The sequence below is a fragment of the Enterobacter cloacae complex sp. IR5450 genome, assembly GCF_049238665.1.
GTDB classification, from domain to species: domain Bacteria; phylum Pseudomonadota; class Gammaproteobacteria; order Enterobacterales; family Enterobacteriaceae; genus Enterobacter; species Enterobacter hormaechei_C.
This window is the reverse complement of record NZ_JBMKIC010000038.1, coordinates 20,471-44,536: the sequence shown is the minus strand read 5'-3', so window position 1 is coordinate 44,536 and position 24,066 is coordinate 20,471. Positions and strand designations below refer to the sequence as shown.

Annotated in this window: 18 protein-coding genes; 8 read left to right on the top strand and 10 right to left on the bottom strand. The window is 55.6% G+C overall.

Translation table 11 applies throughout. The annotated features are described in order from the left end of the window. Nucleotides 1-150: 150 nt before the first annotated feature. Genes hemG through pepQ form a run of 4 tightly spaced genes read right to left on the bottom strand, consistent with a single transcriptional unit; the run spans nt 151 to nt 4,142 of the window. On the bottom strand, nt 151-693 hold the full coding sequence (gene hemG / locus ACOTYB_RS21355) for a menaquinone-dependent protoporphyrinogen IX dehydrogenase (protein WP_003860122.1): 543 nt from the start codon (nt 691-693) through the stop codon (nt 151-153). A 10-nt stretch (nt 694-703) separates the two neighbouring features. Beyond that, nucleotides 704-2,155, bottom strand: coding sequence for a Trk system potassium transporter TrkH (trkH, locus tag ACOTYB_RS21350; protein ID WP_022649737.1), 1,452 nt, complete (start codon nt 2,153-2,155; stop codon nt 704-706). A 41-nt stretch (nt 2,156-2,196) separates the two neighbouring features. Next, the gene (locus tag ACOTYB_RS21345; RefSeq protein WP_015572737.1) at nt 2,197-2,811 is read right to left on the bottom strand and encodes an IMPACT family protein; all 615 of its coding nucleotides are present in this window, start codon (nt 2,809-2,811) and stop codon (nt 2,197-2,199) included. Further along, a complete protein-coding gene (gene pepQ / locus ACOTYB_RS21340; RefSeq protein WP_003860124.1) occupies nt 2,811-4,142 on the bottom strand; it encodes a Xaa-Pro dipeptidase in 1,332 nt (443 codons plus the stop codon). Before pepQ ends, ACOTYB_RS21345 begins: the two co-directional genes overlap by 1 nt. 189 nt (nt 4,143-4,331) lie before the next feature. On the opposite strand from pepQ, the gene fadB reads away from it, so the two are divergent. Beyond that, complete coding sequence (gene fadB, locus ACOTYB_RS21335; protein WP_409249030.1) at nt 4,332-6,521, top strand: fatty acid oxidation complex subunit alpha FadB; 2,190 nt, start codon at nt 4,332-4,334, stop codon at nt 6,519-6,521. 9 nt (nt 6,522-6,530) lie between these two features. Then, entirely contained in the window at nt 6,531-7,694 is a 1,164-nt protein-coding gene (gene fadA, locus ACOTYB_RS21330) for an acetyl-CoA C-acyltransferase FadA (RefSeq protein ID WP_047054967.1), read from the top strand. A gap of 202 nt (nt 7,695-7,896) precedes the next feature. On the opposite strand, the gene glyS is transcribed toward fadA, so the two are convergent. From glyS to ACOTYB_RS21315, 3 genes are all read right to left on the bottom strand, one after another. Next, complete coding sequence (gene glyS / locus ACOTYB_RS21325; RefSeq protein WP_022652021.1) at nt 7,897-9,966, bottom strand: glycine--tRNA ligase subunit beta; 2,070 nt, start codon at nt 9,964-9,966, stop codon at nt 7,897-7,899. Nucleotides 9,967-9,975: 9 nt separating this feature from the next. After that, the gene (gene glyQ, locus ACOTYB_RS21320; RefSeq protein WP_003860141.1) at nt 9,976-10,887 is read right to left on the bottom strand and encodes a glycine--tRNA ligase subunit alpha; all 912 of its coding nucleotides are present in this window, start codon (nt 10,885-10,887) and stop codon (nt 9,976-9,978) included. 160 nt (nt 10,888-11,047) lie between these two features. Next, entirely contained in the window at nt 11,048-11,353 is a 306-nt protein-coding gene (locus tag ACOTYB_RS21315) for a YsaB family lipoprotein (RefSeq protein WP_017693801.1), read from the bottom strand. Nucleotides 11,354-11,537: 184 nt separating this feature from the next. Here ACOTYB_RS21315 and ACOTYB_RS21310 point away from each other — a divergent pair, with 184 nt between their 5' ends. Next, complete coding sequence (locus tag ACOTYB_RS21310; protein ID WP_045343653.1) at nt 11,538-12,533, top strand: acyltransferase; 996 nt, start codon at nt 11,538-11,540, stop codon at nt 12,531-12,533. 52 nt (nt 12,534-12,585) lie between these two features. On the opposite strand, the gene xylB is transcribed toward ACOTYB_RS21310, so the two are convergent. Together xylB and xylA are read right to left on the bottom strand one after the other, a co-directional pair. Then, a complete protein-coding gene (gene xylB, locus ACOTYB_RS21305) occupies nt 12,586-14,040 on the bottom strand; it encodes a xylulokinase (RefSeq protein ID WP_022652023.1) in 1,455 nt (484 codons plus the stop codon). A 59-nt stretch (nt 14,041-14,099) separates the two neighbouring features. After that, nucleotides 14,100-15,422, bottom strand: coding sequence for a xylose isomerase (gene xylA, locus ACOTYB_RS21300; RefSeq protein WP_026080557.1), 1,323 nt, complete (start codon nt 15,420-15,422; stop codon nt 14,100-14,102). 371 nt (nt 15,423-15,793) lie between these two features. On the opposite strand from xylA, the gene xylF reads away from it, so the two are divergent. The 4 genes from xylF to xylR all read left to right on the top strand — a co-directional run bounded on the left by xylF (nt 15,794) and on the right by xylR (nt 20,771). Beyond that, nucleotides 15,794-16,786, top strand: coding sequence for a D-xylose ABC transporter substrate-binding protein (gene xylF, locus ACOTYB_RS21295; RefSeq protein WP_006808602.1), 993 nt, complete (start codon nt 15,794-15,796; stop codon nt 16,784-16,786). A 72-nt stretch (nt 16,787-16,858) separates the two neighbouring features. Continuing rightward, nucleotides 16,859-18,400, top strand: a complete 1,542-nt coding sequence (locus ACOTYB_RS21290) for a xylose ABC transporter ATP-binding protein (RefSeq protein ID WP_015572746.1) — start codon at nt 16,859-16,861, stop codon at nt 18,398-18,400. Continuing rightward, nucleotides 18,378-19,559, top strand: a complete 1,182-nt coding sequence (xylH, locus tag ACOTYB_RS21285; RefSeq protein WP_003860151.1) for a xylose ABC transporter permease XylH — start codon at nt 18,378-18,380, stop codon at nt 19,557-19,559. The genes ACOTYB_RS21290 and xylH overlap by 23 nt, the downstream gene beginning before the upstream one ends. A 33-nt stretch (nt 19,560-19,592) precedes the next feature. Next, on the top strand, nt 19,593-20,771 hold the full coding sequence (xylR, locus tag ACOTYB_RS21280) for a D-xylose utilization transcriptional activator XylR (protein WP_003860152.1): 1,179 nt from the start codon (nt 19,593-19,595) through the stop codon (nt 20,769-20,771). 35 nt (nt 20,772-20,806) lie between these two features. On the opposite strand, the gene ACOTYB_RS21275 is transcribed toward xylR, so the two are convergent. After that, a complete protein-coding gene (locus ACOTYB_RS21275) occupies nt 20,807-21,631 on the bottom strand; it encodes a protein bax (RefSeq protein WP_022652025.1) in 825 nt (274 codons plus the stop codon). Between the two features lie 314 nt (nt 21,632-21,945). Here ACOTYB_RS21275 and ACOTYB_RS21270 point away from each other — a divergent pair, with 314 nt between their 5' ends. Beyond that, entirely contained in the window at nt 21,946-23,976 is a 2,031-nt protein-coding gene (locus ACOTYB_RS21270) for an alpha-amylase (protein WP_220153429.1), read from the top strand. Nucleotides 23,977-24,066: the final 90 nt, after the last annotated feature.

Here is a 24,066-nt window from a genome sequence, read left to right as displayed (position 1 = left end):
AAGCGTTTGTTTTGCTTTTCTCTGCTGACCCGGCGGCTTGCGTGCCGTTGTTCCGTGTCAGTGGAGGCGCATTATAGGGAGTTCTTCTGAAGTGACAAGCACTAAATACAAAAAACTTTTCGTTCGCTCATTTTTCAAACTCAACGCTTATTAAACCCGCGCATCGTCCGTTAAATGCGCAATTTCACGGGCAAAACTGGCGACCTGAGCCCAGTCGGTATAAACCACTTCTTTACGCGTATCCGTTTCCCCGCCCGTCATTTTCATGATCAGGCGGATCATAAAGCGGTCGTACCAGCGGTAACGCGGGTAACGCAGCGCGCCAGCAAAGACAGAACAGATATCGGGCTGCCATGGCGAACTCAGCAAAAACTTACGCGTATAGCTGTTAGTCTGCGGCGTACGCTTCTCTGCTTTACGGGCAACCAGGTTGACCGAGTAAAACGCGCCAGGCAGCTGAGCGAGTTCCGCCGTATGCTTTTTCACAAAGCGATCCAGCGCCGGATGGAAATGGCCGTAACGAATTGAAGCGCCAATGACCACGCGGTCGTAATCCTGCCAGGCAATCTGCTCTGTGCGATTCAGGTTCACCACATCAGAATAAATGCCCAGCTCTTTGAGTTCAGAAGCCAGATATGAAGCAATCTCACGCGTTTGTCCGTCACGCGTTGAGAAAAGAATTAACGTTTTCACCAATGTCTCCTTACTCACGCCAGAATGTTGGGGTAAACAGCACCAGCAGCGTAAAGACCTCAAGACGCCCAAACAGCATATTGGCGATTAAGATCCACTTCGCCACCGGGTTCATACTGGCGAAGTTATCCGCCACGACGCCCAGCCCCGGCCCCAGGTTGTTTAACGTTGCCACCACAGAGGCGAAGGCAGAGAAATCATCCACGCCCGTGGCGATAATCGCCAGCATACTGACAATAAAGACCAGTGCATAAGCGGAGAAGAATCCCCACACCGCTTCGAGGATGCGTTCCGGCAGCGCGCGGTTCCCCAGCTTAATACTGTAAACCGCATTCGGGTGGACCAGACGTTTCAGCTCACGGTTCCCCTGCTTGAACAGCAGCAGAATACGGATCACCTTCAGACCGCCGCCCGTTGACCCGGCACAGCCGCCGATAAACGCAGAGCACAACAGCAGCACCGGCAGGAACAGCGGCCAACGCGCAATACTGTCCGTGGTGAAACCGGCGGTTGTTGCCATCGATACCACCTGGAAGAAGGCCTGGTTCAGGGTCGTGACCGCCGAGTTATAGACATCGTGGAACCACAGTACCAGGGTACAGATGATCACCAGAGTCAGCTGGACGCCAATAAACATCCGGAATTCCGGGTCGCGCCAGTACACCTTCAGGCTCCGTCCGCTAAGCAACGAGAAGTGTAGACCGTAGTTACAGCCTGAGATCAGCAAAAAGATGGCAATGATGGTATTGATTGTCGGGCTGTCGAAGTAGCCGACGCTGGCATCGTGGGTGGAGAACCCGCCGATAGCAATAGTCGCAAAGCTGTGCCCGATGGCATCAAACGCAGGCATCCCGGCAAACCACAGCGCCAGCGCGCAGGCCACCGTCAGCAGGACATAGATAAGCCACAGGGTTTTCGCCGTCTCCGCAATACGCGGGCGCATTTTGTTATCTTTCAGCGGGCCGGGCATCTCCGCCCGGTAAAGCTGCATCCCCCCGACGCCCAGAATCGGCAGGATAGCCACCGCCAGGACAATGATCCCCATACCGCCGAACCACTGAAGCATCTGCCGGTAAAAGAGAATCGCATGCGGGAGCGAATCCAGCCCCACAAGCGTGGTGGCCCCGGTGGTCGTTAATCCGGAGAACGATTCAAAAAACGCATCCGTGACGGTGAGATTCGGTTGTTCGGAGAAGATAAACGGCAGCGCACCCACGCTTCCCAGTACCGTCCAGAACAGGACCACAATCAGAAACCCCTCCCGGGATTTCAGTTCACCTTTCTCACGGCGGTTTGGCCACCACAGCAGGGAGCCAATCGTCAGCGCGACAAAAAAGGTTTGCGTAAATGCACGCCCCGCGCCGTCCCGGTAGATGAGCGCCACCAGTCCGGGAATGATCATTGTCCCGGAGAAAAGTATGACCAGCAATCCAACGATTCGGGTAATGGCACGAAAATGCATCTCTGCCGCTTCCTTAGGTATTCAAAATTGTGAGGTGGGGATTATTCTTCAATCGGCAGTAATTGCAATGAACCGCGACTAAAATCAGCGAGTTTTGCTGAAAAAGCAGCCAGTTCCGCCTGAGGAAGCGCCACGCGTAATTGCACCATTGCCTGATAATCACTGTGTGCGATGACACCGTTAAACTGTTTAAGCAGTGCTTCGATACCCGATAGCTGGGCGTAATCGCATAACAAAGTATATTCCGTAAGTGGCGTTTTGCGGGTTGTTATCAGAAGATTAAGCGCCTGCTGGACACCACCTCCGTAGGCTTTGACCAGCCCTCCGGTGCCTAACAAAATGCCCCCGTAGTAGCGGACCACGACGGCGGTGATTTCACCCACGCCGCTGCCCATCAACTGGGAGAGCATCGGTTTTCCGGCCGTACCCGCCGGTTCACCGTCGTCAGAAAACCCGAGCTGCTGTGAGTCGTCTGGCGGCCCTGCGACCCACGCCACACAGTGATGGCGGGCATCCGGGTGCTGCGCGCGGACGGACTCGACGAACGCCTTCGCCGCCTCCACGCCGTCGGTATGCGCCAACAGCGTGATAAAGCGGCTTTTTTTGATTTCCTCAACAAAGGTGACCGGCTCGGCCGGTATCAGCCAGCTTTCCATCAGGCCAGCTTCAAATCTCGCGTCATGTTCTCAATGCTGTTCTCGTGAATAACCACGTTATCCTCGATACGAATGCCGCCATAAGGCTTCAGCGCTTCAATTTTCTCCCAGTTGAAGTGCTTGCTGAATTGCCCTTCGCGCCACGGCGCCAGCAGGGATTCAATAAAGTAGATGCCCGGCTCGATGGTCAATACCATACGCGGCGCCAGAACGCGGGTGCAGCGCAGATAAGGATATTTAGACGGTGCCGCCAGGTGCGTGCCGGTATCATCCTGCATAAAGCCCGCGACGTCATGAACCTGCAAACCCAGCGGGTGGCCGATACCATGCGGCATAAATGGCCCGGTCAAATCGTTCTCAACCATCGCCTCTTCGCTCATGTCTTTGATAATCTGATGCTTACGCAGCAGTTTAGCGATGCGCTGATGGAACTGGATGTGATAATCCACGTAGCTGGTTCCGGCCTTCATGGTGCCAATCAGCGCCAGCTGTTCGTCGTTCACGTCTTTAATCAATTGCGCAAAATCGGTATCCGCATTCGCCGCCCAGGTACGGGTCAGGTCTGCCGCATAACCATTGTACTCAGCCCCCGCGTCCAGCAGGAAGCTACGCATCTCAGCCGGAACCTGATGATCCAGTTTGGTGTAGTGCAGAACCGAGGCATGTTCATTCAGCGCCACGATGTTGCTGTACGGCACGTCGGTATCGCGGTGGCCGGTCGCCGTCAGGTAAGCCTGATTGATATCGAACTCGCTCATACCGGACTGGAACGCTTCGTGCGCCGCACGGTGGCCATTCACCGCCGTTTTTTGCGCTTCACGCATGCAGTAAAGTTCGTAGTCGGTCTTGTAGGCGCGATAGTAGTGCAGATAATCCAGCACGCCTTTCGGGTTGAGTTTATCTGCCGGAATATCCAGACCCAGCGCGCGCTCAGGAACCGGACCAATGTAGCCGATGTTGCCGCGCGCCGCTGGCAGCTGGCTGCCTATGCCGTCTGCTTTTGGCAGCGCAATCACGTCAATTTCTTCGGTCCAGAATGAGGTCGGCAGCGGCTCCACGTTGTGCCAGTAATCGACCGGCAGGTAGAACCACAGTTTCGGCTTGTTCACGCCATCCACCAGCAGCCAGCAATTTGGAACCTGCGTGACAGGCACCCAGGCTTTAAACTGCGGGTTAACCTTGAAGGGATAAGCATGGTCATCAAGAAAAGTATTCATCAGCTCGCCGGAGTGGATCAGCAGGGCATCCAGCTTGAAGCGGGCCAGTACATCGCGGGTACGTTCCTGTAGGGTAACGATATGATTTTTATAAAGCGAAGCCAGTGAGTCCATCATTCTTCCTTTCGTTTTTTGAGCTCAAGTCATCGCATCTTAGCACACCTCACTCCGGCTGCGTGATTTCCACCGACCGTGATCAGCGCAGCAATTTCTTAATGACTAATTTGCATTTTATTAACATAAATTCCACACTCCGTTTCATCTGGTATGACCAGATCCAATTGCTGGATTCAGGAGACCGACATGCTCTACAAAGGCGACACCCTGTACGTAGACTGGCTGGAAGATGGCATTGCCGAACTGGTGTTCGATGCCCCCGGCTCAGTGAATAAGCTTGATACCGCGACGGTGGCCAGTCTTGGCCAGGCGCTGGATGTACTTGAAAAGCAATCAGATTTAAAAGGGCTGCTGCTGCGCTCCAACAAAGCGGCCTTTATCGTTGGCGCGGATATCACCGAATTCCTGTCGCTGTTCCTGGTGCCCGAAGAACAGCTGAGCCAGTGGCTGCACTTCGCGAACAGCGTCTTTAATCGTCTGGAAGATCTGCCTGTCCCGACCCTTTCTGCCGTCAACGGTTACGCGCTGGGCGGCGGCTGCGAATGCGTGTTAGCCACTGATTACCGTCTGGCGACCCCGGACCTGCGTATCGGCCTGCCGGAAACCAAGCTGGGCATCATGCCGGGCTTTGGCGGCTCCGTCCGTATGCCGCGCATGCTGGGCGCCGACAGCGCGCTGGAGATCATTGCCGCGGGTAAAGACGTCGGCGCAGAACAGGCGCAGAAAATTGGCCTGGTCGACGGCGTTGTAAAACCTGAGAAGCTTGTTGAAGGCGCACTCGCCATTCTGCGTCAGGCCATTAACGGCGACCTCGACTGGAAAGCCAAACGTCAGCCGAAGCTGGAGCCGTTGAAGCTCAGCAAAATTGAAGCCACCATGAGCTTCACCATCGCCAAAGGCATGGTGATGCAGACGGCGGGTAAACACTACCCGGCGCCGATCACGGCGGTGAAAACCATTGAAGCGGCAGCCCGTCTGGGCCGTGATGACGCCCTGAAGCTGGAAAACCAGAGCTTTGTCCCGCTGGCGCACACCAACGAAGCCCGCGCGCTGGTTGGTATCTTCCTTAACGATCAGTTTGTGAAGGGCAAAGCCAAACAACTCACCAAAAACGTTGAAACGCCAAAACACGCGGCGGTACTCGGCGCGGGCATTATGGGGGGCGGCATCGCCTACCAGTCTGCCTGGAAAGGCGTGCCGGTGGTGATGAAGGACATCAACGAGAAATCCCTGACGCTGGGCATGACCGAAGCGTCCAAGCTGCTGAATAAACAGCTTGAGCGCGGCAAAATTGATGGTCTGAAGCTTGCAGGCGTGATCTCCACCATCCAGCCAGTGCTGGAATACAGCGGTTTCGACCGTGTGGACGTGGTGGTTGAAGCGGTCGTCGAGAACCCGAAAGTGAAAAAAGCGGTGCTGGCCGAAACCGAAGACAAGGTGCGTCCGGAAACCGTGCTGGCCTCTAACACCTCCACCATTCCTATCAGCGAACTGGCGAGCGTGCTGAAGCGTCCGGAAAACTTCTGCGGGATGCACTTCTTTAACCCGGTGCACCGCATGCCGCTGGTCGAAGTGATCCGTGGGGAGAAAACCTCCGACGAAACCATCGCCAAAGTGGTGGCGTGGGCGAGCAAGATGAGCAAAACGCCGATCGTCGTTAACGACTGCCCGGGCTTCTTCGTTAACCGCGTGTTGTTCCCTTACTTCGCCGGCTTCAGCCAGCTGCTGCGCGACGGCGCAGACTTCCGCAAAATCGATAAAGTGATGGAAAAACAGTTCGGCTGGCCGATGGGCCCGGCGTATCTGCTGGACGTTGTCGGCATCGATACTGCCCATCACGCTCAGGCGGTGATGGCGGCGGGCTTCCCGCAGCGCATGCAGAAAGACTATCGCGACGCCATTGACGCCCTGTTCGACGCCAACCGCTTTGGTCAGAAAAACGGTCTGGGCTTCTGGCGCTATAAAGAAGACAGCAAAGGCAAACCGAAAAAAGAAGAAGATGCGGCGGTGGATGGCCTGCTGGCCGACGTCAGTCAGCCGAAACGCGACTTCACTGACGACGAGATCATCGCCCGGATGATGATCCCGATGATCAACGAAGTGGTGCGCTGCCTCGAAGAAGGCATTATCGCCAGCCCGGCAGAAGCGGATATGGCGCTGGTGTACGGCCTCGGCTTCCCTCCGTTCCACGGCGGCGCGTTCCGCTGGCTGGATACGCTCGGCAGCGCTCGCTATCTCGATATGGCTCAGCAGTACCAGCACCTCGGCCCGCTTTATGAGGTGCCGGAAGGTCTGCGTAACAAAGCGCGTCATAACGAACCCTACTACCCAGCAGTTGAGCCAGCCCGTCCGGTTGGCGCGCTGAAAACGGCTTAAGGAGTCACAATGGAAAAAGTTGTCATTGTTGATGCGATTCGCACCCCGATGGGCCGTTCAAAAGGCGGTGCGTTCCGTAACGTGCGCGCGGAAGACCTCTCCGCGCACCTGATGCGTAGCCTGCTGGCGCGTAACCCGGCGCTGGACCCTGCTGCGCTGGACGATATCTACTGGGGCTGCGTCCAGCAGACGCTGGAGCAGGGCTTCAACATTGCCCGTAACGCGTCCCTGCTGGCGGAGATCCCGCACTCGGTTCCGGCCGTCACCGTCAACCGTCTTTGCGGTTCGTCGATGCAGGCGCTGCACGACGCGGCGCGGATGATCATGACCGGCGATGCGCAGGCCTGTCTGGTGGGCGGCGTGGAGCATATGGGCCACGTGCCGATGAGCCACGGGGTCGATTTCCATCCAGGTATGAGCCGCAACGTGGCGAAAGCCGCCGGTATGATGGGCCTGACCGCCGAGATGCTCTCCCGTCTGCACGGCATCAGCCGTGAGATGCAGGATGCCTTTGCCGCTCGCTCGCATGCCCGCGCCTGGGCCGCCACGCAGTCTGGTGCCTTTAAGAATGAGATCATCCCGACCGGCGGTCACGACGCAGACGGCGTACTGAAGCAGTTCAGCTATGACGAAGTCATCCGCCCGGAAACCACCGTTGAAGCGCTTTCTACCCTGCGTCCGGTGTTTGATCCGGTCACCGGTACGGTAACGGCGGGCACCTCGTCTGCCCTGTCCGACGGTGCCGCCGCGATGCTGGTGATGAGCGAAAGCCGCGCCCGCGAATTAGGCCTGACGCCACGCGCCCGCGTGCGTTCGATGGCGGTCGTGGGCTGCGATCCATCCATCATGGGCTACGGTCCGGTTCCGGCGTCAAAACTGGCGCTGAAAAAAGCGGGGCTGAGCGCAAGTGATATCGACCTCTTTGAGATGAACGAAGCGTTCGCCGCGCAGATCCTGCCGTGCATTAAGGATCTGGGGCTGATGGATCAGATCGACGAGAAGATTAACCTCAACGGCGGCGCGATCGCCCTAGGACACCCGCTGGGCTGTTCCGGGGCGCGTATCAGTACCACGCTGATTAACCTGATGGAACGCAAAGATGCCCAGTTTGGTCTGGCAACGATGTGTATCGGGTTGGGTCAGGGGATCGCGACAGTGTTTGAGAGGGTGTAAATTAATTGAGAGAGTGTAAATAAGGAAAAGTATCTCAAAGCCAATGACGTCAGAACAAGGCGGCAAGCGAGCGAATCCCGATGAGCTTACATTAGTAAGTGATTCGGGTGAACGAGCGCAGCCAACGCAGTTATGGCGCCATTGGCGAAGAGAGACAGTTTAGTTGCCGTTCTTCCCGCCTGTCAGGGGCGGGTTTTTTACGTTATTGCAGCAGCGAAATATCCGCCACGCGCAGGAACAGCTCACGCAGTTTCTCAAGCATCGAGAGACGGTTAATCCGCAGCTCTTTATCTTCCACGTTCACCATCACCTTCTCGAAGAAGGCGTCGATGACGTCACGCAGCTCCGCCAGCTCCACCAGCGCTTCCTGGTAGCGACCTTCCGCGAAATACGGCTCCAGCTTGTCGCGCAGCACCACAACCTGCATCGCCAGAGAAATCTCTTCCGGCTCTTTCAGGGTTGCAGCGTTTACGCGATCGTTCAGCGTCTCGTCGGATTTCGCGAGGATGTTGGATACGCGCTTGTTAGCCGCGGCCAGCGCAGACGCCGCTTCCAGCGTACGGAAGTGGGATACCGCTTTCATACGCGCATCGAAATCTGCCGGACGGGTCGGACGACGCGCCAGCACCGCCTGAATGGTATCAACGGAGTAACCTTCGTCCTGATACCACGCGCGGAAACGACCGAGCATAAAGTCGATAACATCATCCACAACCTTCGCGTTGGTCAGCTTATCGCCGTACAGACGTACCGCTTCTTCGGTTAGCGTTTGCAGATCGAGGTTCAGGTTCTTCTCAACGATGATTCGCAGCACGCCCAGCGCAGCACGACGCAGCGCAAACGGGTCTTTGTCGCCTTTTGGATGCTGGCCGATACCGAAGATACCCGCCAGGGTGTCCATCTTATCGGCAATCGCCACGGCGCAGGCAACCGGATTGGACGGCAGATCGTCACCGGCAAAGCGCGGCTGATACTGCTCGTTCAGGGCTACCGCCACGTCTTCCGCTTCGCCATCGTGACGCGCGTAGTGCATACCCATCACGCCCTGGGTGTCGGTAAATTCGAACACCATGTTGGTCATCAGGTCGCACTTGGAGAGCAGGCCCGCACGGGTAGCGTGGTTAACGTCGGCGCCAATTTCACGGGCAATCCAGCCGGACAGCTCCGCGATACGGTCGGTTTTGTCGCGCAGCGTACCCAGCTGCTGCTGGAACAGTACAGTTTGCAGACGCGGCAGGTTATCTTCCAGACGTTTTTTACGGTCTGTGTTGAAGAAGAACTCGGCATCCGCCAGACGCGGACGCACCACTTTCTCGTTACCGGAGATAATCTGGCTCGGATCTTTCGATTCGATGTTCGCCACGAAGATGAAGTTTGGCAGCAGCTTGCCGTCGTTGGCGTAAACCGGGAAGTACTTCTGGTCACCCTTCATGGTGTAAACCAGCGCTTCTGCCGGAACGGCCAGGAATTTCTCTTCGAATTTCGCTGTCAGTACAACCGGCCATTCGACCAGCGAGGTCACCTCTTCCAGCAGGCTGTCGCTCAGGTCAGCGTTTCCGCCAATCTTGCGCGCCGCTTCTTCTGCGTCCGCTTTAATTTTGGCTTTACGCTGTTCGTAGTCGGCAATCACTTTACCGCGTTCCAGCAGGATCTGTGGATACTGGTCGGCATTGTCGATGGTGAACTCCGGCTCGCCCATAAAGCGATGGCCGCGGATCACGCGATCGGACGCCACGCCCAGAATGGTCGCCGGGATAACGGTATCGCCCAGCAGCAGGGTCACGGTGTGAACCGGACGCACAAAGTGAACGTCGGACGCGCCCCAGCGCATCAGCTTAGGGATTGGCAATTTTGCCAGCGAGGTCGCGATCATGTCAGGCAGCAGCGCTTCGGCGCTTTCGCCTTTCACATGGGCACGATACAGCAGCCATTCACCTTTGTCGGTGGTCAGACGCTCGGCCTGATCAACGGTGATGCCGCAGCCGCGCGCCCAGCCTTCTGCCGCTTTGCTCGGCTTGCCTTCCGCGTCGAACGCCTGAGCAATGGCCGGGCCACGTTTTTCAACTTCGCGATCCGGCTGGGACGCCGCCAGGTTTGCCACTTTCAGCGCCAGACGACGCGGCGCAGCAAACCACTCAATTTTACCGTGCGCCAGGCCAGCGTTATCCAGCTCAGCAGTGACGTTCGCAGCAAAAGATTCAGCCAGGCTGCGCAGGGCTTTTGGTGGCAGCTCTTCAGTGCCGATTTCCACCAGGAAAGTTTTCTCAGACATGGCCGCCTCTTATTTGTTTCGGTTGCACATCGGGAAGCCAAGGGCTTCACGGGACGCGTAGTAAGCTTCTGCAACGGCTTTGGTCAGGGTACGAATACGCAGAATGTAGCGCTGACGTTCAGTCACGGAGATCGCTTTGCGGGCATCCAGCAGGTTGAAGCTGTGGGCAGCCTTCAGAATACGCTCGTAGGCAGGCAGCGGCAGCGGAGTCTCCAGCGCCAGCAGCTGCTGGGCTTCTTTCTCGTACTGCTCGAAGCAGGTGAACAGGAAGTCCACGTCCGCGTATTCGAAGTTATAGGTGGATTGCTCCACTTCGTTCTGATGGAACACGTCGCCGTAGGTGGTTTTACCCAGCGGGCCGTCGCTCCAGACCAGGTCGTAAACGCTGTCTACGCCCTGAATGTACATGGCCAGACGTTCCAGACCATAGGTGATTTCGCCGGTAATCGGTTTACATTCCAGACCACCAACCTGCTGGAAGTAAGTGAACTGGGTCACTTCCATGCCGTTCAGCCACACTTCCCAACCCAGACCCCAGGCACCCAGCGTTGGGTTTTCCCAGTTATCTTCCACGAAACGAATGTCGTGAATGGTTGGATCCATACCCAGCTCTTTCAGTGACCCGAGGTACAGTTCCTGAATGTTGTCGGGTGATGGCTTAATCACCACCTGGAACTGATAGTAGTGCTGCAAACGGTTCGGGTTTTCGCCATAACGGCCATCGGTCGGACGACGGGATGGCTGCACATAGGCGGTCGCCATTGGCTCTGGCCCTAACGCGCGCAGGCTGGTCATCGGGTGTGAGGTGCCTGCGCCAACTTCCATGTCCAAAGGTTGAACAATGGTGCAGCCCTGACGAGCCCAGTAATCCTGTAAGGTCAGGATCAGGCCCTGGAAGGTCTTGGTATCAAACTTTTGCATAGTATTTCGTGCTGGATACGTGTGGTTTTAAATGGAAGGGATCAGTATACCCGCTGGCTGCAAGATATACAGTACGAAACGGGGTTGTTTAGGGAAAATTGGGGAATAAGCCCTACAGCCAGAACCTGCGAAGGCTCTGGTTGCTGCTTATACGAGCAATTTAACGCATTGAGAGATGTAAAAACTGGCCGTCTGCATCAAAAGAGCAGACAAAGCCCTCTTTACGCGCCGTATAGCCTTTCAGTTCATAGCTGCCCTGAAAGCGCTCGAAGCCGTTTATATGAATTTTCTGTGCTTCGGAATTATAGCGGTGAGCCGCCTGATCCCTGCACAGCTGTTCCATATTCAGGGAACGCTCCGGGCTCATTTTCCCCTGCTGCGCTTTTTGGACAGGTATCTCCTCAGAAGCACTGCATCCTGTTAATAAGAGCAGCAGAAAGAGTGACACCCCACGCTTCATCATCATTTTTATTACCGCCCTGGTCAGTGGCTGTTATTTTTAGTAGCAACACGTTTATAGATTAAAGTCCGTCATTCTGCGAATCTCGCCAGCTCCCTACAAGTTAGCCTGGCTAAACTCAGAATTTTCCAAGGGAAAAGTTTTACGCAATCGCAGTCACACTTTCTTTATCAGGAATACAGAGGAACTGATGCAGTCAAAAATTAACTGGATTGATAACCTGCGGGGAATAGCCTGTCTGATGGTGGTGATGATCCACACAACGACCTGGTATGTCACGAACGCGCACAGTATCAGCCCTGTTAACTGGGATGTCGCCAATGTTCTGAACTCGGCCTCCCGCGTGAGCGTCCCGCTGTTCTTTATGATTTCCGGTTTTCTCTTTTTTGGCGAGCGTAGTGCACAGCCGAGACATTTCATCCGTATTGCCTCCTGTCTGCTGTTTTACAGCGCGATTTCGCTGCTCTATATCGTCCTGTTCACTTCAATTAACGCTGAACGTTCCCTGCTCAACTTGTTGCAAAAACCGGTGTTCTATCATCTATGGTTTTTCTTCGCGATAATCGTTATTTATCTTGTTTCACCGTTAATTCAGGTAAAAAACGTCAACGGTAAAATGCTGCTGGCGCTGATGGTGGTCATCGGGATCGTGGCCAACCCGAATACCGTCTCACAGAAAATTGATGGCTTTGAATGGCTGCCCGTTAACCTCTATATCACCGGGGATACGTTTTATTACGTGCTGTACGGCATGCTGGGGCGCGCCATTGGCATGATGGAGACGCAAAAGCGAGGAATAAACTGGCTATGCGCGGCCGCGTTTCTCGTCGGTGTGTTTATTATCTCTCGCGGGACGCTGCATGAGCTGCAATGGCGCGGCAACTTTGCCGATACCTGGTATCTGTACTGCGGCCCGATGGTCTTTATCTGCGCAATCTCTCTGCTGACGCTGGTTAAAAACACCCTGAATGCCCGCCCGCTTCCGGTGCTGGGGTTTATCTCTCGCCACTCGCTGGGCATTTACGGTTTTCACGCGCTGGTGATCCACGCCCTGCGCACCCGCGGCGTTGAGCTTAAAAGCTGGCCGGTGCTGGATATTGTCTGGATATTTACCGTTACGCTGGTTGTCAGCCTGCTGCTGTCAATGTTGCTGCAAAGAATCGATACGCGCCGGTTTGTGAGCTAACCCGGTTGAAGGCTGGCAGGCCGGGTAAGCGTTAGCGCCACCCGGCTCCTGTTTATGACATTAGCGGCAAAAGCTGCCGATAAATTTTGCGGAACACGTCTCGTCTTTCAGCATAGCGAGCATGATTTTTCGCATCAGGACGATGCTGCTGTTCAAGCGACAGCTGGGGCAAAAGCTGGGGCAGTGGTTTATCCCGGTTCAGCGCAATTTGCGCCAGCCGTGCCGCACCGAGCGCCGGGCCGACATCGCCTCCCGTACGATAGTCCAGCTGCAACCCGCTGATATCGGAAAGCATTTGCCGCCAGTAGCTGCTTCGCGCACCGCCGCCAATTAACGTAATGCTGGATGGCGTCAGTCCACAGTCATGCACGACATCCATTCCGTCCGCCAGAGCATAGCCAACGCCTTCAAGCACCGCGCGCGCCAGCTCTGCCGGGCCGTGCTGATGGGTAAGACCGAAGAACACCCCTTTCGCTTCCGGGTTGTTATGAGGCGTCCGCTCGCCGGAAAGGTACGGTAAAAACCAGACCGCACCGGCATTATCATCCGCCTGCTGTGCCGCTGCGATAAGCGCCGGGACGTCCGCCATTCCGGTTAGTTTTGCCGCCCAGTCGAGGCAGGAAGCCGCGCTCAGCATCACCGACATTAAATGCCATTTACCCGGCAACGCGTGGCAGAAGCTGTGTACGGCGCTTCCAGGATTGCTACGATACCCGTCACTGACGGCAAAATAGACGCCGGAAGTGCCGAGCGAGAGCATGGCCTGTCCTGCCTCGACCATCCCCACGCCGACCGCCCCCGCCGCATTATCGCCGCCGCCGGCGACGACAGGTACGGCTGGCATATTCCAACGTTCAGCAACAGAAGGCTGCAAAGCGCCCGTGATTTCGCTGCCTTCAAACAGCGCAGGCATATGATCGCGCGTCAGCTGGCAGGCATCCAGCATCGCCTCGCTCCAGTCCCGTTTCGCCACGTCGAGCCACATCGTGCCCGCGGCGTCAGACATGTCGCTGGCAAAATCCCCCGTCATGCGAAAACGCAGGTAGTCTTTCGGCAACAGAACCTTCGCCACCTGGCGAAAAATATCAGGCTCATGGCGCTGCACCCACAGGAGTTTTGGCGCGGTAAAACCGGGCATCATCAGGTTGCCCGTAATCTCGCGGGACGCAGGCACACGTTCCTCAAGGATCGCGCACTCTTCCGCACAGCGGCCATCGTTCCAGAGAATAGCCGGGCGCAGAACGCGATGCTGGCTATCCAGCAACGTTGCGCCATGCATTTGTCCGGCGATGCCCAGCGCTTTAACGTCGCGCAGGCTGTGCTGCTCGCCTAAGGCTGTCATCGCGCGGTCCGTCGCCTGCCACCACTGCTCCGGATCTTGTTCCGACCAAAGCGGATGCGGGCGTGAAACCTGCAACTTTTCAGTCTGCGTGGCTAACACATCGCCCTGCTCGCTTAACAGGATGGCTTTCACCCCCGACGTGCCAAGATCGATCCCGATATACATGTGGTGACTCCTTTGACAGAAATGCCCGGTGGCGCAGCGCTTACCGGGCATGAATGCTGTTATTTATCGAACAGGTAGTGATTGACCAGGTTTTCCAGCAGCTCCTGATGGCCGCTCTGATGCTGCGGCGCAAGCTGATGCTGTTCAGCGTACTTCGCGATCTCCGCAAGCGATAACTGACCTTTCAAAATTTGCTGGCCCAGCTCACTGTTCCAGCCGCTGTAGCGCTTCGCCACGCGCTTATCCAGCTCACCGTCTTCAATCATACGGGCCGCCACTTTCAGCGCCAGCGCCATGGTGTCCATCGCGCCAATATGCCCGTAGAACAGATCGTATTTGTCGGTGCTCTGGCGACGCACTTTGGCGTCGAAGTTCAGGCCGCCGGTGGTGAAACCGCCCGCTTTGATGATCTCGTACATCACCAGCGCATTCTCTTCCACGCTGTTCGGGAACTGGTCGGTATCCCAGCCCAGCTGTGGATCGCCACGGTTAGCATCGACAGAGCCGAAGATGCCCAGCGCAATCGCAGAGGCAATTTCGTGATGGAACGAGTGGCCCGCCAGGGTAGCGTGGTTAGCCTCGATATTCACTTTGATCTCTTTTTCCAGACCAAACTGCTTCAGGAAGCCATACACGGTGGCGACATCATAATCATACTGATGCTTGGTTGGCTCCTGTGGTTTTGGCTCAATCAGCAGCGTGCCGCGGAAACCGATTTTGTGTTTGTGGTCCACCACCATCTGCATAAAGCGACCAATCTGCTCACGCTCCTGACGCAGGTCGGTATTCAGCAGCGTTTCATATCCTTCACGACCGCCCCAGAGTACATAGTTCTCACCGCCCAGCTGATGCGTGGCGTTCATCGCCGTCACGACCTGGGTTGCCGCCCAGCTGAAGACTTCCGGATCCGGGTTGGTTGCCGCGCCCGCGCCATAGCGAGGGTTGGTAAAGCAGTTAGCCGTACCCCAGAGCAGCTTGACGCCACTTTGCTGCTGTTTTTCAGCCAGTACGTCGACCATCTGCGCGAAGTTGTTCAGATACTCTTTCAGCGACGCCCCTTCCGGCGACACGTCCACATCGTGGAAACAGTAGTACGGCACGTTCAGCTTATGGAAGAACTCGAACGCAACGTCGGCTTTACGCTTCGCCAGCTCAATGGCCTCGCCCGGCTGTTGCCATGGACGGTCAAAAGAGCCCACGCCGAACATATCGGCACCGTTCCAGCAGAAGGTGTGCCAGTAGCAGGCGGCAAAGCGCAAGTGATCTTCCATGCGCTTACCCAGCACCAGCTCATCCGGGTTGTAGTGACGAAATGCTAAAGGATTGGTCGTTTTCGTGCCTTCGAAACGAACGCGATCGAGTTGGTCGAAATAAGCTTGCATATTGAGCTCCATAATCAGGGTATGCGGCGTGGTCTTGCTTCTGGAGTAATAGTGAATAGACATTGGAGGTTGCTCAATTACGTTATTTCACACTGCTATTGAGAGAATGCGCAATTGTGCGCTGGCTCGCAAAATAATGTGCAGACAAACTATTTTTCGGCGCGCATTCCAGAATCAAATGTAATTAATAGGTTACGCTTTTTAAAATCCGATCGCGGTCATAAATTCAGAAATAAACCAAATATCGTAATGAGAAGATAAAAATCTGTAATTGCCAGCAGGCCTTTCCACGTTAAAAATTTGCTGCGTCTCAGCAGTGAATGTTTCTTTTATCTCAGCTACACATACCCCTACAAAAAGGCCTAATAATTATGAAGATAAAGAACCTGACCCTAACGCTCTGCACTACTCTCCTGCTTGCAAGTTTTGCCGGCCACGCCAAAGAGGTCAAAATCGGCATGGCGATTGATGACTTACGCCTGGAGCGATGGCAAAAAGATCGCGATATCTTTGTTAAAAAAGCGGAATCTCTCGGCGCGGAGGTGTTCGTTCAGTCCGCTAACGGCAACGAAGAGACGCAAATGTCGCAAATCGAGAATATGATCAACCGTGGCGTCGATGTGCTGGTCATTATCCCGTATAACGGCCAGGTATTAAGCAACGTGGTGAAAGAAGCGAAACAGGAAGGCATAAAAGTCCTGGCTTATGACCGCATGATTAATAATGCCGACATTGATTATTATATTTCGTTCGACAATGAAAAGGTGGGCGAATTACAGGCTAAAAGCCTGGTCGCAAAAGTGCCTCAGGGGAATTATTTCCTGATGGGCGGCTCGCCCGTGGATAACAACGCCAAACTGTTCCGCCAGGGACAAATGAAAGTGCTGAAGCCGTATATCGACGAGGGCAAAATTAAAGTCGTCGGCGACCAGTGGGCTGACGGCTGGTTACCGGAAAACGCGCTGAAAATTATGGAAAACGCGTTGACTGCAAATAACAACAAAATCGATGCGGTGGTGGCCTCTAACGATGCCACTGCGGGTGGCGCCATTCAGGCGCTGAGCGCGCAGGGTCTGGCCGGGAAAGTCGCTATTTCCGGACAGGACGCCGACCTTGCGGGTGTAAAACGCATCATCGCGGGTACCCAGACCATGACGGTGTATAAGCCCATTACCGAGCTTGCCAATACGGCCGCCGAAATTGCCGTTGAGCTGGGCAATGGCCAGCAACCTAAAGCAGACGCGACGTTAAATAACGGCCTGAAAGACGTACCTGCTCGCCTGCTTACCCCTATCGAAGTCAACAAAGAGAATATTGACGCCACCGTGGTGAAAGACGGTTTCCATAAGAAGAGTGAACTGTAATCCAGCGCAGCCCCTGCCCGGCAGGGGCGCATCGACCTGCCCTGTACATCTGTCGGGCCATGCGGAGCAGTTATGTCTTATTTACTTGAAATGAAAAGCATCACCAAAGCCTTCGGGGCGGTGAAAGCAGTCGATAACGTAAGCCTGCGGCTGAATCCCGGCGAAGTGATGTCGCTGTGCGGCGAAAATGGCTCGGGAAAATCCACGCTGATGAAAGTGTTGTGCGGGATCTATCCGCACGGCAGCTACGAGGGCGAAATCGTCTTTGCCGGCGAGGTGCTCCAGGCCACGCACATTCGCGATACCGAACGTAAAGGCATCGCTATTATTCACCAGGAGCTGGCGCTGGTGAAGCACCTTACCGTGCTGGAAAATATTTTTCTCGGCGCCGAACTCTCACGCCACGGCGTACTGGATTACGACACCATGACGCTGCGCTGCGAAAAACTGCTGGCCCAGGTGAGCCTGGCTATCTCACCGGATACGCGCGTGGGCGACTTAGGTTTGGGCCAGCAGCAGCTGGTGGAGATCGCCAAGGCGCTGAACAAGCAGGTACGCCTGCTGATCCTCGACGAGCCAACCGCCTCGCTCACCGAACAGGAAACCGCCGTTCTGCTCAATATCATCCGCGACCTGCAAAACCACGGTATCGCCTGCATCTATATTTCGCACAAGCTCAATGAGGTGAAAGCTATTTCCGACACCATCTGCGTCATCCGCGACGGGCAGCACATCGGCACGCGTGAAGCAGAAGGCATGAGTGAGGATGACATCATCACCATGATGGTGGGTCGCGAACTCACCGCGCTGTATCCCAACGAACCACACACCATAGGCGAAGAACTCCTGCGCGTGGAAAACCTGACGGCGTGGCATCCCGTTAACCGCCACATCAAGCGCGTGGATAACCTCTCCTTCTCGCTGCACCGCGGCGAAATTCTCGGTATTGCGGGTTTAGTGGGTGCCGGAAGAACCGAGGCCGTGCAGTGTCTGTTTGGCGTCTGGCCGGGGCGCTGGGAAGGCAAAATTTATATCGACGGTCAGCCGGTAAAAATCGACAACTGCCAGCAGGCCATTGCCAAAGGCATTGCTATGGTGCCCGAAGACCGCAAAAAAGACGGCATCGTGCCGGTCATGGCGGTGGGAAAAAATATCACGCTGGCGGCGCTCAGCCAGTTTTCCGGCGCGCTGAGCAGCCTGGATGATGCCGCAGAACAGCAGTGTATTCTTCAGTCACTTGCCAGGCTCAAGGTGAAAACCTCCTCGCCGGAACTGGCGATAGGTCGCCTGAGCGGCGGCAACCAGCAGAAAGCGATTCTGGCGCGCTGCCTGTTGCTTAATCCGCGCATTTTAATTCTGGACGAACCCACGCGCGGGATCGATATCGGCGCGAAGTATGAAATCTACAAGCTGATCAACCAGCTTGTGCAGCAAGGGATTGCCGTCATTGTTATCTCGTCCGAATTGCCTGAAGTGCTGGGGCTGAGCGACCGCGTGCTGGTCATGCATGAAGGGAAACTCAAAGCCAACCTGAACAACCAGAACCTGACGCAAGAGCAGGTGATGGAAGCTGCCTTAAGGAGCGAACGCCATGTCGAAAAGCAACCCGTCTGATATCAAAGTCGCTGTTCCGACGCCCGGTGCGTTCGCAGGACTTAAATCGCTGAATCTGCAAGTTTTTGTAATGATTGCCGCCATTATCGTGATCATGTTGTTCTTTACCTGGATGACCGATGGCTCCTATTTGAGCGCACGTAACGTTTCTAACCTGCTGCGTCAGACCGCCATCACCGGGATCCTGGCGGTGGGGATGGTCTTTGTGATTATCTCAGCGGAAATTGACCTGTCAGTAGGGTCGATGATGGGTCTGCTCGGCGGCGTGGCGGCAATTTTTGACGTCTGGCTCGGCTGGCCGCTGCCGCTGACGATTGCGGTCACGCTGGTACTGGGTCTGCTGCTGGGGGCGTGGAATGGCTGGTGGGTGGCCTACCGTAAGGTCCCGTCGTTTATCGTCACCTTAGCGGGGATGCTGGCCTTCCGCGGCATTCTGATTGGGATCACTAACGGCACTACCGTCTCCCCGACCAGCGCCTCGATGTCCCAGATTGGCCAAAGCTACCTCTCTGATGGCGTCGGTTTTACGATCGGCGTGGTTGGGCTGATGGCGTTTGTCGCGTGGCAATGGCGAGGACGCATGCGTCGCCAGGCGCTGGGGCTGGCCTCGCCTGCTTCAACCTCGGTTGTCGGCCGTCAGGCGCTTACTGCGGTGATTGTACTGGGCGCCATCTGGCTGTTAAACGATTATCGCGGCGTCCCAACGCCCGTTCTGCTGCTGGCGCTGTTGCTGTTAGGTGGGATGTTTATGGCCACGCGTACCGCATTCGGTCGCCGTATTTATGCCATCGGTGGCAATCTCGAAGCCGCGCGTTTGTCCGGCATTAACGTAGAACGCACCAAACTCGCCGTCTTTGCCATCAACGGCCTGATGGTGGCCATCGCGGGGCTGATCCTCAGCTCACGTTTGGGGGCGGGCTCCCCCTCTGCCGGTAATATTGCCGAGCTGGACGCCATCGCCGCCTGCGTGATTGGCGGGACCAGCCTCGCCGGGGGCATTGGCAGCGTGGCGGGGGCGGTGATGGGCGCATTTATTATGGCTTCGCTGGATAACGGGATGAGTATGATGGACGTGCCGACGTTTTGGCAGTATATCGTCAAGGGTGCCATTCTTTTGCTGGCAGTCTGGATGGACTCTGCCACCAAGCGGCGCGCCTGATAACAGTATCGTGACTAATTTGGGAAATAAGCCATGTTTGAAAAGCGTCACCGCATTACGTTGTTATTCAATGCCAACAAAGCCTATGACCGGCAGGTGGTTGAAGGGGTTGGCGAATATTTGCAGGCGTCGCAATCCGAATGGGATATTTTCATCGAAGAAGATTTCCGTACCCGTCTGGAGAACATCAAAGACTGGCTGGGCGACGGGGTCATCGCTGACTTTGACGACCCCGTGATTGAACAGTTGCTGAGTGGCGTTGACGTGCCTATCGTGGGCGTTGGCGGCTCTTATCATACACCGGAACATTATCCTCCCGTTCACTACATCGCCACGGATAACCATGCTCTGGTCGAGACCGCCTTCCTCCATTTAAAGGAGAAAGGCGTCCATCGTTTTGCGTTTTACGGATTGCCCGCCACGAGCGGAAAGCGCTGGGCGATGGAGCGTGAGTATGCCTTCTGCCAGCTGGTTGCCCAGGAGAAGTATCGCGGCGTCGTTTATCAGGGGCTGGAAACCGCGCCAGAAAACTGGCAGCACGCACAAAATCGTCTGGCTGACTGGCTGCAAACGCTGCCGCCCCAGACAGGGATTATCGCCGTGACGGACGCCCGCGCCCGCCACGTATTACAGGTGTGCGAACATTTGCATATTCCGGTGCCTGAAAAGCTGTGCGTGATTGGTATTGATAACGAAGAGCTTACGCGCTATCTGTCGCGCGTGGCGCTCTCATCCGTGGCTCAGGGTACCCGTCAGATGGGCTATCAGGCCGCAAAGCTGCTGCACAGACTGTTAGACAACGAATCCCTGCCGCTCCAGCGTCTGCTGGTTCCTCCCGTTCGCGTGGTCGAACGTCGCTCAACTGACTACCGCTCATTAAACGATCCGGCCGTGATTCAGGCGATGCACTACATTCGCAATCATGCCTGCAAAGGGATTAAGGTCGATCAGGTGCTCGATTCGGTCGGCATATCACGTTCGAATCTGGAGAAGCGGTTTAAAGAGGAAGTGGGTGAGACGATCCACGCCGTGATCCATGCGGAAAAGCTGGAGAAAGCGCGCAGTCTGCTGATCTCCACCTCGCTGTCGATCAACGAGATTTCACAGATGTGTGGCTATCCGTCGCTTCAGTATTTCTATTCGGTGTTCAGGAAAGAGTATGACACCACGCCGAAGGAGTACCGGGAACGGTACAGTGAAGTCCTGCTCTAGAAAAAAGAACGCCTTCCAGTGGAAGGCGTTTTTCATTACATATGTGCGGCAATCAGACGCTGGTTATCCTGGTACATGGAGAACAGGTAATTGTTATAACGCTGTCCCTGAGTGGAATAACCTTTCAGCTTATGGATCATCGCCGTGGCCGTCACTTCCTGATCCGCCTTACGCAGCTGAGCGCGTGACTTACGGAACGAGGAATAGGCCGGGTGGGTGTTCAGGTTCACCACGTAGGCATTCACGGAATCTTTCACCGATTCAAACTGTGAATAGCCCTTCACCTTGCCGGGCGCGTTAGTACAACGACCTTTTACGCATTTCATGCCAAACAGATTGTTGTTGTTGCGCGCCAGCTTCGAGGTGCCCCAACCGCTTTCGGCGGCGGCCATTGTCGCGACCATACTGCCTGGAATGATGTCCACACGTTCTAACAGTGAGTTCCAAGGCACGCGACGCGTGTTCCCGCTCCACTTCACTTTATAGCGTTTGGCGATATCTTTCAGGCGAGTGCGCTCAGACGGCGACCAGCGGCTGTCGTACTGTTTGGAGATCAGCCAGTTACGATCCGCAGTAATCGCGGCATTTTGGCTTTTAATGTAAGGCATTACCGTCCGGAGAAACGCTTTTTTCCTTGGTGTCCCGGAAGGGTATTTTCGCAAATCAGGAAGTGAACTACTCTTTGCACTATTGCGAGAATACTCTTGTTTACTGCTAACCTTACTGCTTGTCGTCTTTATTACGTGGGCTTTCTTACTCGTTGTATCCGTGTGCGTCTTTGCAAGCACCTCACCTGAAAATGCCATGGTGAGTAACATGAGTATCGCGGCCCCATATCGTCGAATGGGAGTCGATATCATTAGGTCTCCTGGTCGGATATAAACATTCCAACACCTTATTTTCTTCAAAAATTTGAGAGCGGAATCTCAAATCGTACCAAAAATAGTCTTCAAGAGCACGTCTATAAATAGTCCAATTCCGAAACTATGTCATCCGGAACATGCTCATTAAAGCATCAACGCTGGAAAAATGTGCGCGATATCGCAGATAACTGCCTAATTTTGCGCGGGATCACTCATCCCTTCGCGTCCTCCTTGCAGAAAGCCGTAGAGGAGGAGTTTTTCCCCTGAGCCGAATGGCACACTGGTCAAAAATGCCGCGACAGGAAAATGGAATGAAACGCACTGCATTAGCTGTTCTGATGTTACCCGCATTCGCGCATGCCGACTGGTCATCGCCGGGATTTAACGCGTTTAGCGCTGAAGGTACCGGCGTCTTTACCAGCCAGGCAACGCTTGCGAAGGGTACCCGCCCGCTGACGTTGAGTCTTGACAACGCGTGCTGGCAGCCGACAGGTGCCATTAAGCTCAACGAGATGCTGTCGCTCAAACCGTGCGAAGGCACCCCACCGCAGTGGCGGTTATTCCGTGACGGCGTTTATCAGATGCGTATTGATACGCGCTCGGGAACGCCGACGCTGATGTTGACGGTGCAAAGTGCGGCGCCACAGCCTGTCGCAAACGTCACCCGCCAGTGCCCGAAGTGGGACGGCAAACCGCTGACGATCGACGTCGTTAACACCTTCCCGGAAGGCACGGTGGTGCGTGATTTTTACAGTAAACAGACCGCGACCGTTCAAAATGGCAAAGTGACTCTTCAGCCAGCCGCCAACAGCAATGGCCTGCTGCTGCTTGAGCGCGCCGAGACGGACAAACCCGCGCCGTTCAGCTGGCAAAACGCCACCGTCTATTTCGTGCTGACCGATCGCTTCGTGAATGGCGACCCCACCAACGACAACAGCTATGGCCGTCATAAAGACGGTATGCAGGAGATTGGTACTTTCCACGGCGGCGATCTGAAAGGGCTTACCAGCAAACTGGATTACCTTCAGCAGCTGGGCGTGAATGCGCTCTGGATAAGCTCGCCGCTGGAGCAGATCCACGGCTGGGTGGGCGGCGGCACCAAAGGGGATTTCCCCCACTACGCCTATCACGGCTATTACACTCAGGACTGGACGAAACTCGACGCCAACATGGGCAGCGAAGAGGATTTACGCCAGCTTGTCGACGACGCGCACAGGCGCGGTATCCGCGTCCTGTTTGACATTGTCATGAACCACGCGGGTTATGCGACGCTTGCAGATATGCAGGAGTATCAGTTTGGCGCGCTCTATTTGCAGGGCGATGAGCTGAAAAAAACCCTCGGCGAGCGCTGGACTGACTGGAAGCCAGGAGCGGGGCAAAGCTGGCACAGCTTCAACGATTACATCAACTTCAGTGACAAAGCCGCATGGGAAAAATGGTGGGGTAAAAAATGGATCCGTACCGATATCGGTGATTACGACAACCCGGGCTTTGACGATCTGACCATGTCGCTGGCCTTCCTGCCGGATCTGAAAACGGAATCTAAGATCCCGTCAGGTTTGCCGAACTTTTATCAACACAAGCCCGACGCCAACGCGAAAGTGATGACGAATTTCACGCCGCGAGATTACCTGACCCACTGGCTTAGCCAGTGGGTACGTGACTACGGCATCGACGGTTTCCGGGTCGATACCGCTAAGCACGTTGAGCCTGAAGCCTGGCTGCAACTGAAAAACCAGGCCAGCCAGGCGCTGGCCGCGTGGAAAGCCGCCAACCCGGACAAAAAACTCGACGATGCGCCATTCTGGATGACCGGTGAATCCTGGGGCCACGGCGTGATGCAGAGCGATTATTACCGCCACGGCTTCGATGCGATGATCAATTTTGACTATCAGGAGCAGGCGGCAAAAGCGGCGGACTGCCTGGCCGATATGGATTTGACCTGGCAGCAAATGGCAGAAAAGCTGCAAAGTTTTAATGTGCTGAGCTATCTCTCCTCCCATGATACGCGTCTGTTCCGTGAAGGGGGCCAGCGCGCCGCTGAGTTACTGTTGCTGGCGCCGGGAAGCGTACAGATCTATTACGGCGATGAATCAGAGCGTCCATTCGGCCCTACGGGCTCCGATCCGCTACAGGGGACCCGTTCGGATATGAACTGGCAGGACGTCACGGATAAACAGGCGTTAACTGTCGCCCACTGGCAGCTTCTGGGGCAGTTCCGCGCCCGTCATCCGGCGGTGGGTGAAGGCAAGCAAACAACGCTGTCGATGAAAGAAGGCTACGGCTTTGTGCGCGAGCACAAGGGCGATAAGGTGATGGTGGTTTGGGCGGGTAATCAATAGACCCCCTCACCCTAACCCTCTCCCCAAAGGGGAGAGGCCTGGGGTGAGGGGCATTCACCAGAACAATTCACCACACAAATACAAACCCGC

Coding starts and splice junctions, on each gene's coding strand:
- xylB (WP_022652023.1), bottom strand. CDS start 14,040: ATGTATATCGGGATCGATCTTGGCACGTCGGGGGTGAAAGCCATCCTG.
- fadA (WP_047054967.1), top strand. CDS start 6,531: ATGGAAAAAGTTGTCATTGTTGATGCGATTCGCACCCCGATGGGCCGT.
- xylH (WP_003860151.1), top strand. CDS start 18,378: ATGTCGAAAAGCAACCCGTCTGATATCAAAGTCGCTGTTCCGACGCCC.
- ACOTYB_RS21310 (WP_045343653.1), top strand. CDS start 11,538: ATGCAGTCAAAAATTAACTGGATTGATAACCTGCGGGGAATAGCCTGT.
- ACOTYB_RS21275 (WP_022652025.1), bottom strand. CDS start 21,631: ATGATATCGACTCCCATTCGACGATATGGGGCCGCGATACTCATGTTA.
- glyQ (WP_003860141.1), bottom strand. CDS start 10,887: ATGCAAAAGTTTGATACCAAGACCTTCCAGGGCCTGATCCTGACCTTA.
- ACOTYB_RS21315 (WP_017693801.1), bottom strand. CDS start 11,353: ATGATGATGAAGCGTGGGGTGTCACTCTTTCTGCTGCTCTTATTAACA.
- glyS (WP_022652021.1), bottom strand. CDS start 9,966: ATGTCTGAGAAAACTTTCCTGGTGGAAATCGGCACTGAAGAGCTGCCA.
- xylR (WP_003860152.1), top strand. CDS start 19,593: ATGTTTGAAAAGCGTCACCGCATTACGTTGTTATTCAATGCCAACAAA.
- fadB (WP_409249030.1), top strand. CDS start 4,332: ATGCTCTACAAAGGCGACACCCTGTACGTAGACTGGCTGGAAGATGGC.
- xylF (WP_006808602.1), top strand. CDS start 15,794: ATGAAGATAAAGAACCTGACCCTAACGCTCTGCACTACTCTCCTGCTT.
- ACOTYB_RS21290 (WP_015572746.1), top strand. CDS start 16,859: ATGTCTTATTTACTTGAAATGAAAAGCATCACCAAAGCCTTCGGGGCG.
- pepQ (WP_003860124.1), bottom strand. CDS start 4,142: ATGGACTCACTGGCTTCGCTTTATAAAAATCATATCGTTACCCTACAG.
- xylA (WP_026080557.1), bottom strand. CDS start 15,422: ATGCAAGCTTATTTCGACCAACTCGATCGCGTTCGTTTCGAAGGCACG.
- ACOTYB_RS21345 (WP_015572737.1), bottom strand. CDS start 2,811: ATGGAAAGCTGGCTGATACCGGCCGAGCCGGTCACCTTTGTTGAGGAA.
- trkH (WP_022649737.1), bottom strand. CDS start 2,155: ATGCATTTTCGTGCCATTACCCGAATCGTTGGATTGCTGGTCATACTT.
- ACOTYB_RS21270 (WP_220153429.1), top strand. CDS start 21,946: ATGAAACGCACTGCATTAGCTGTTCTGATGTTACCCGCATTCGCGCAT.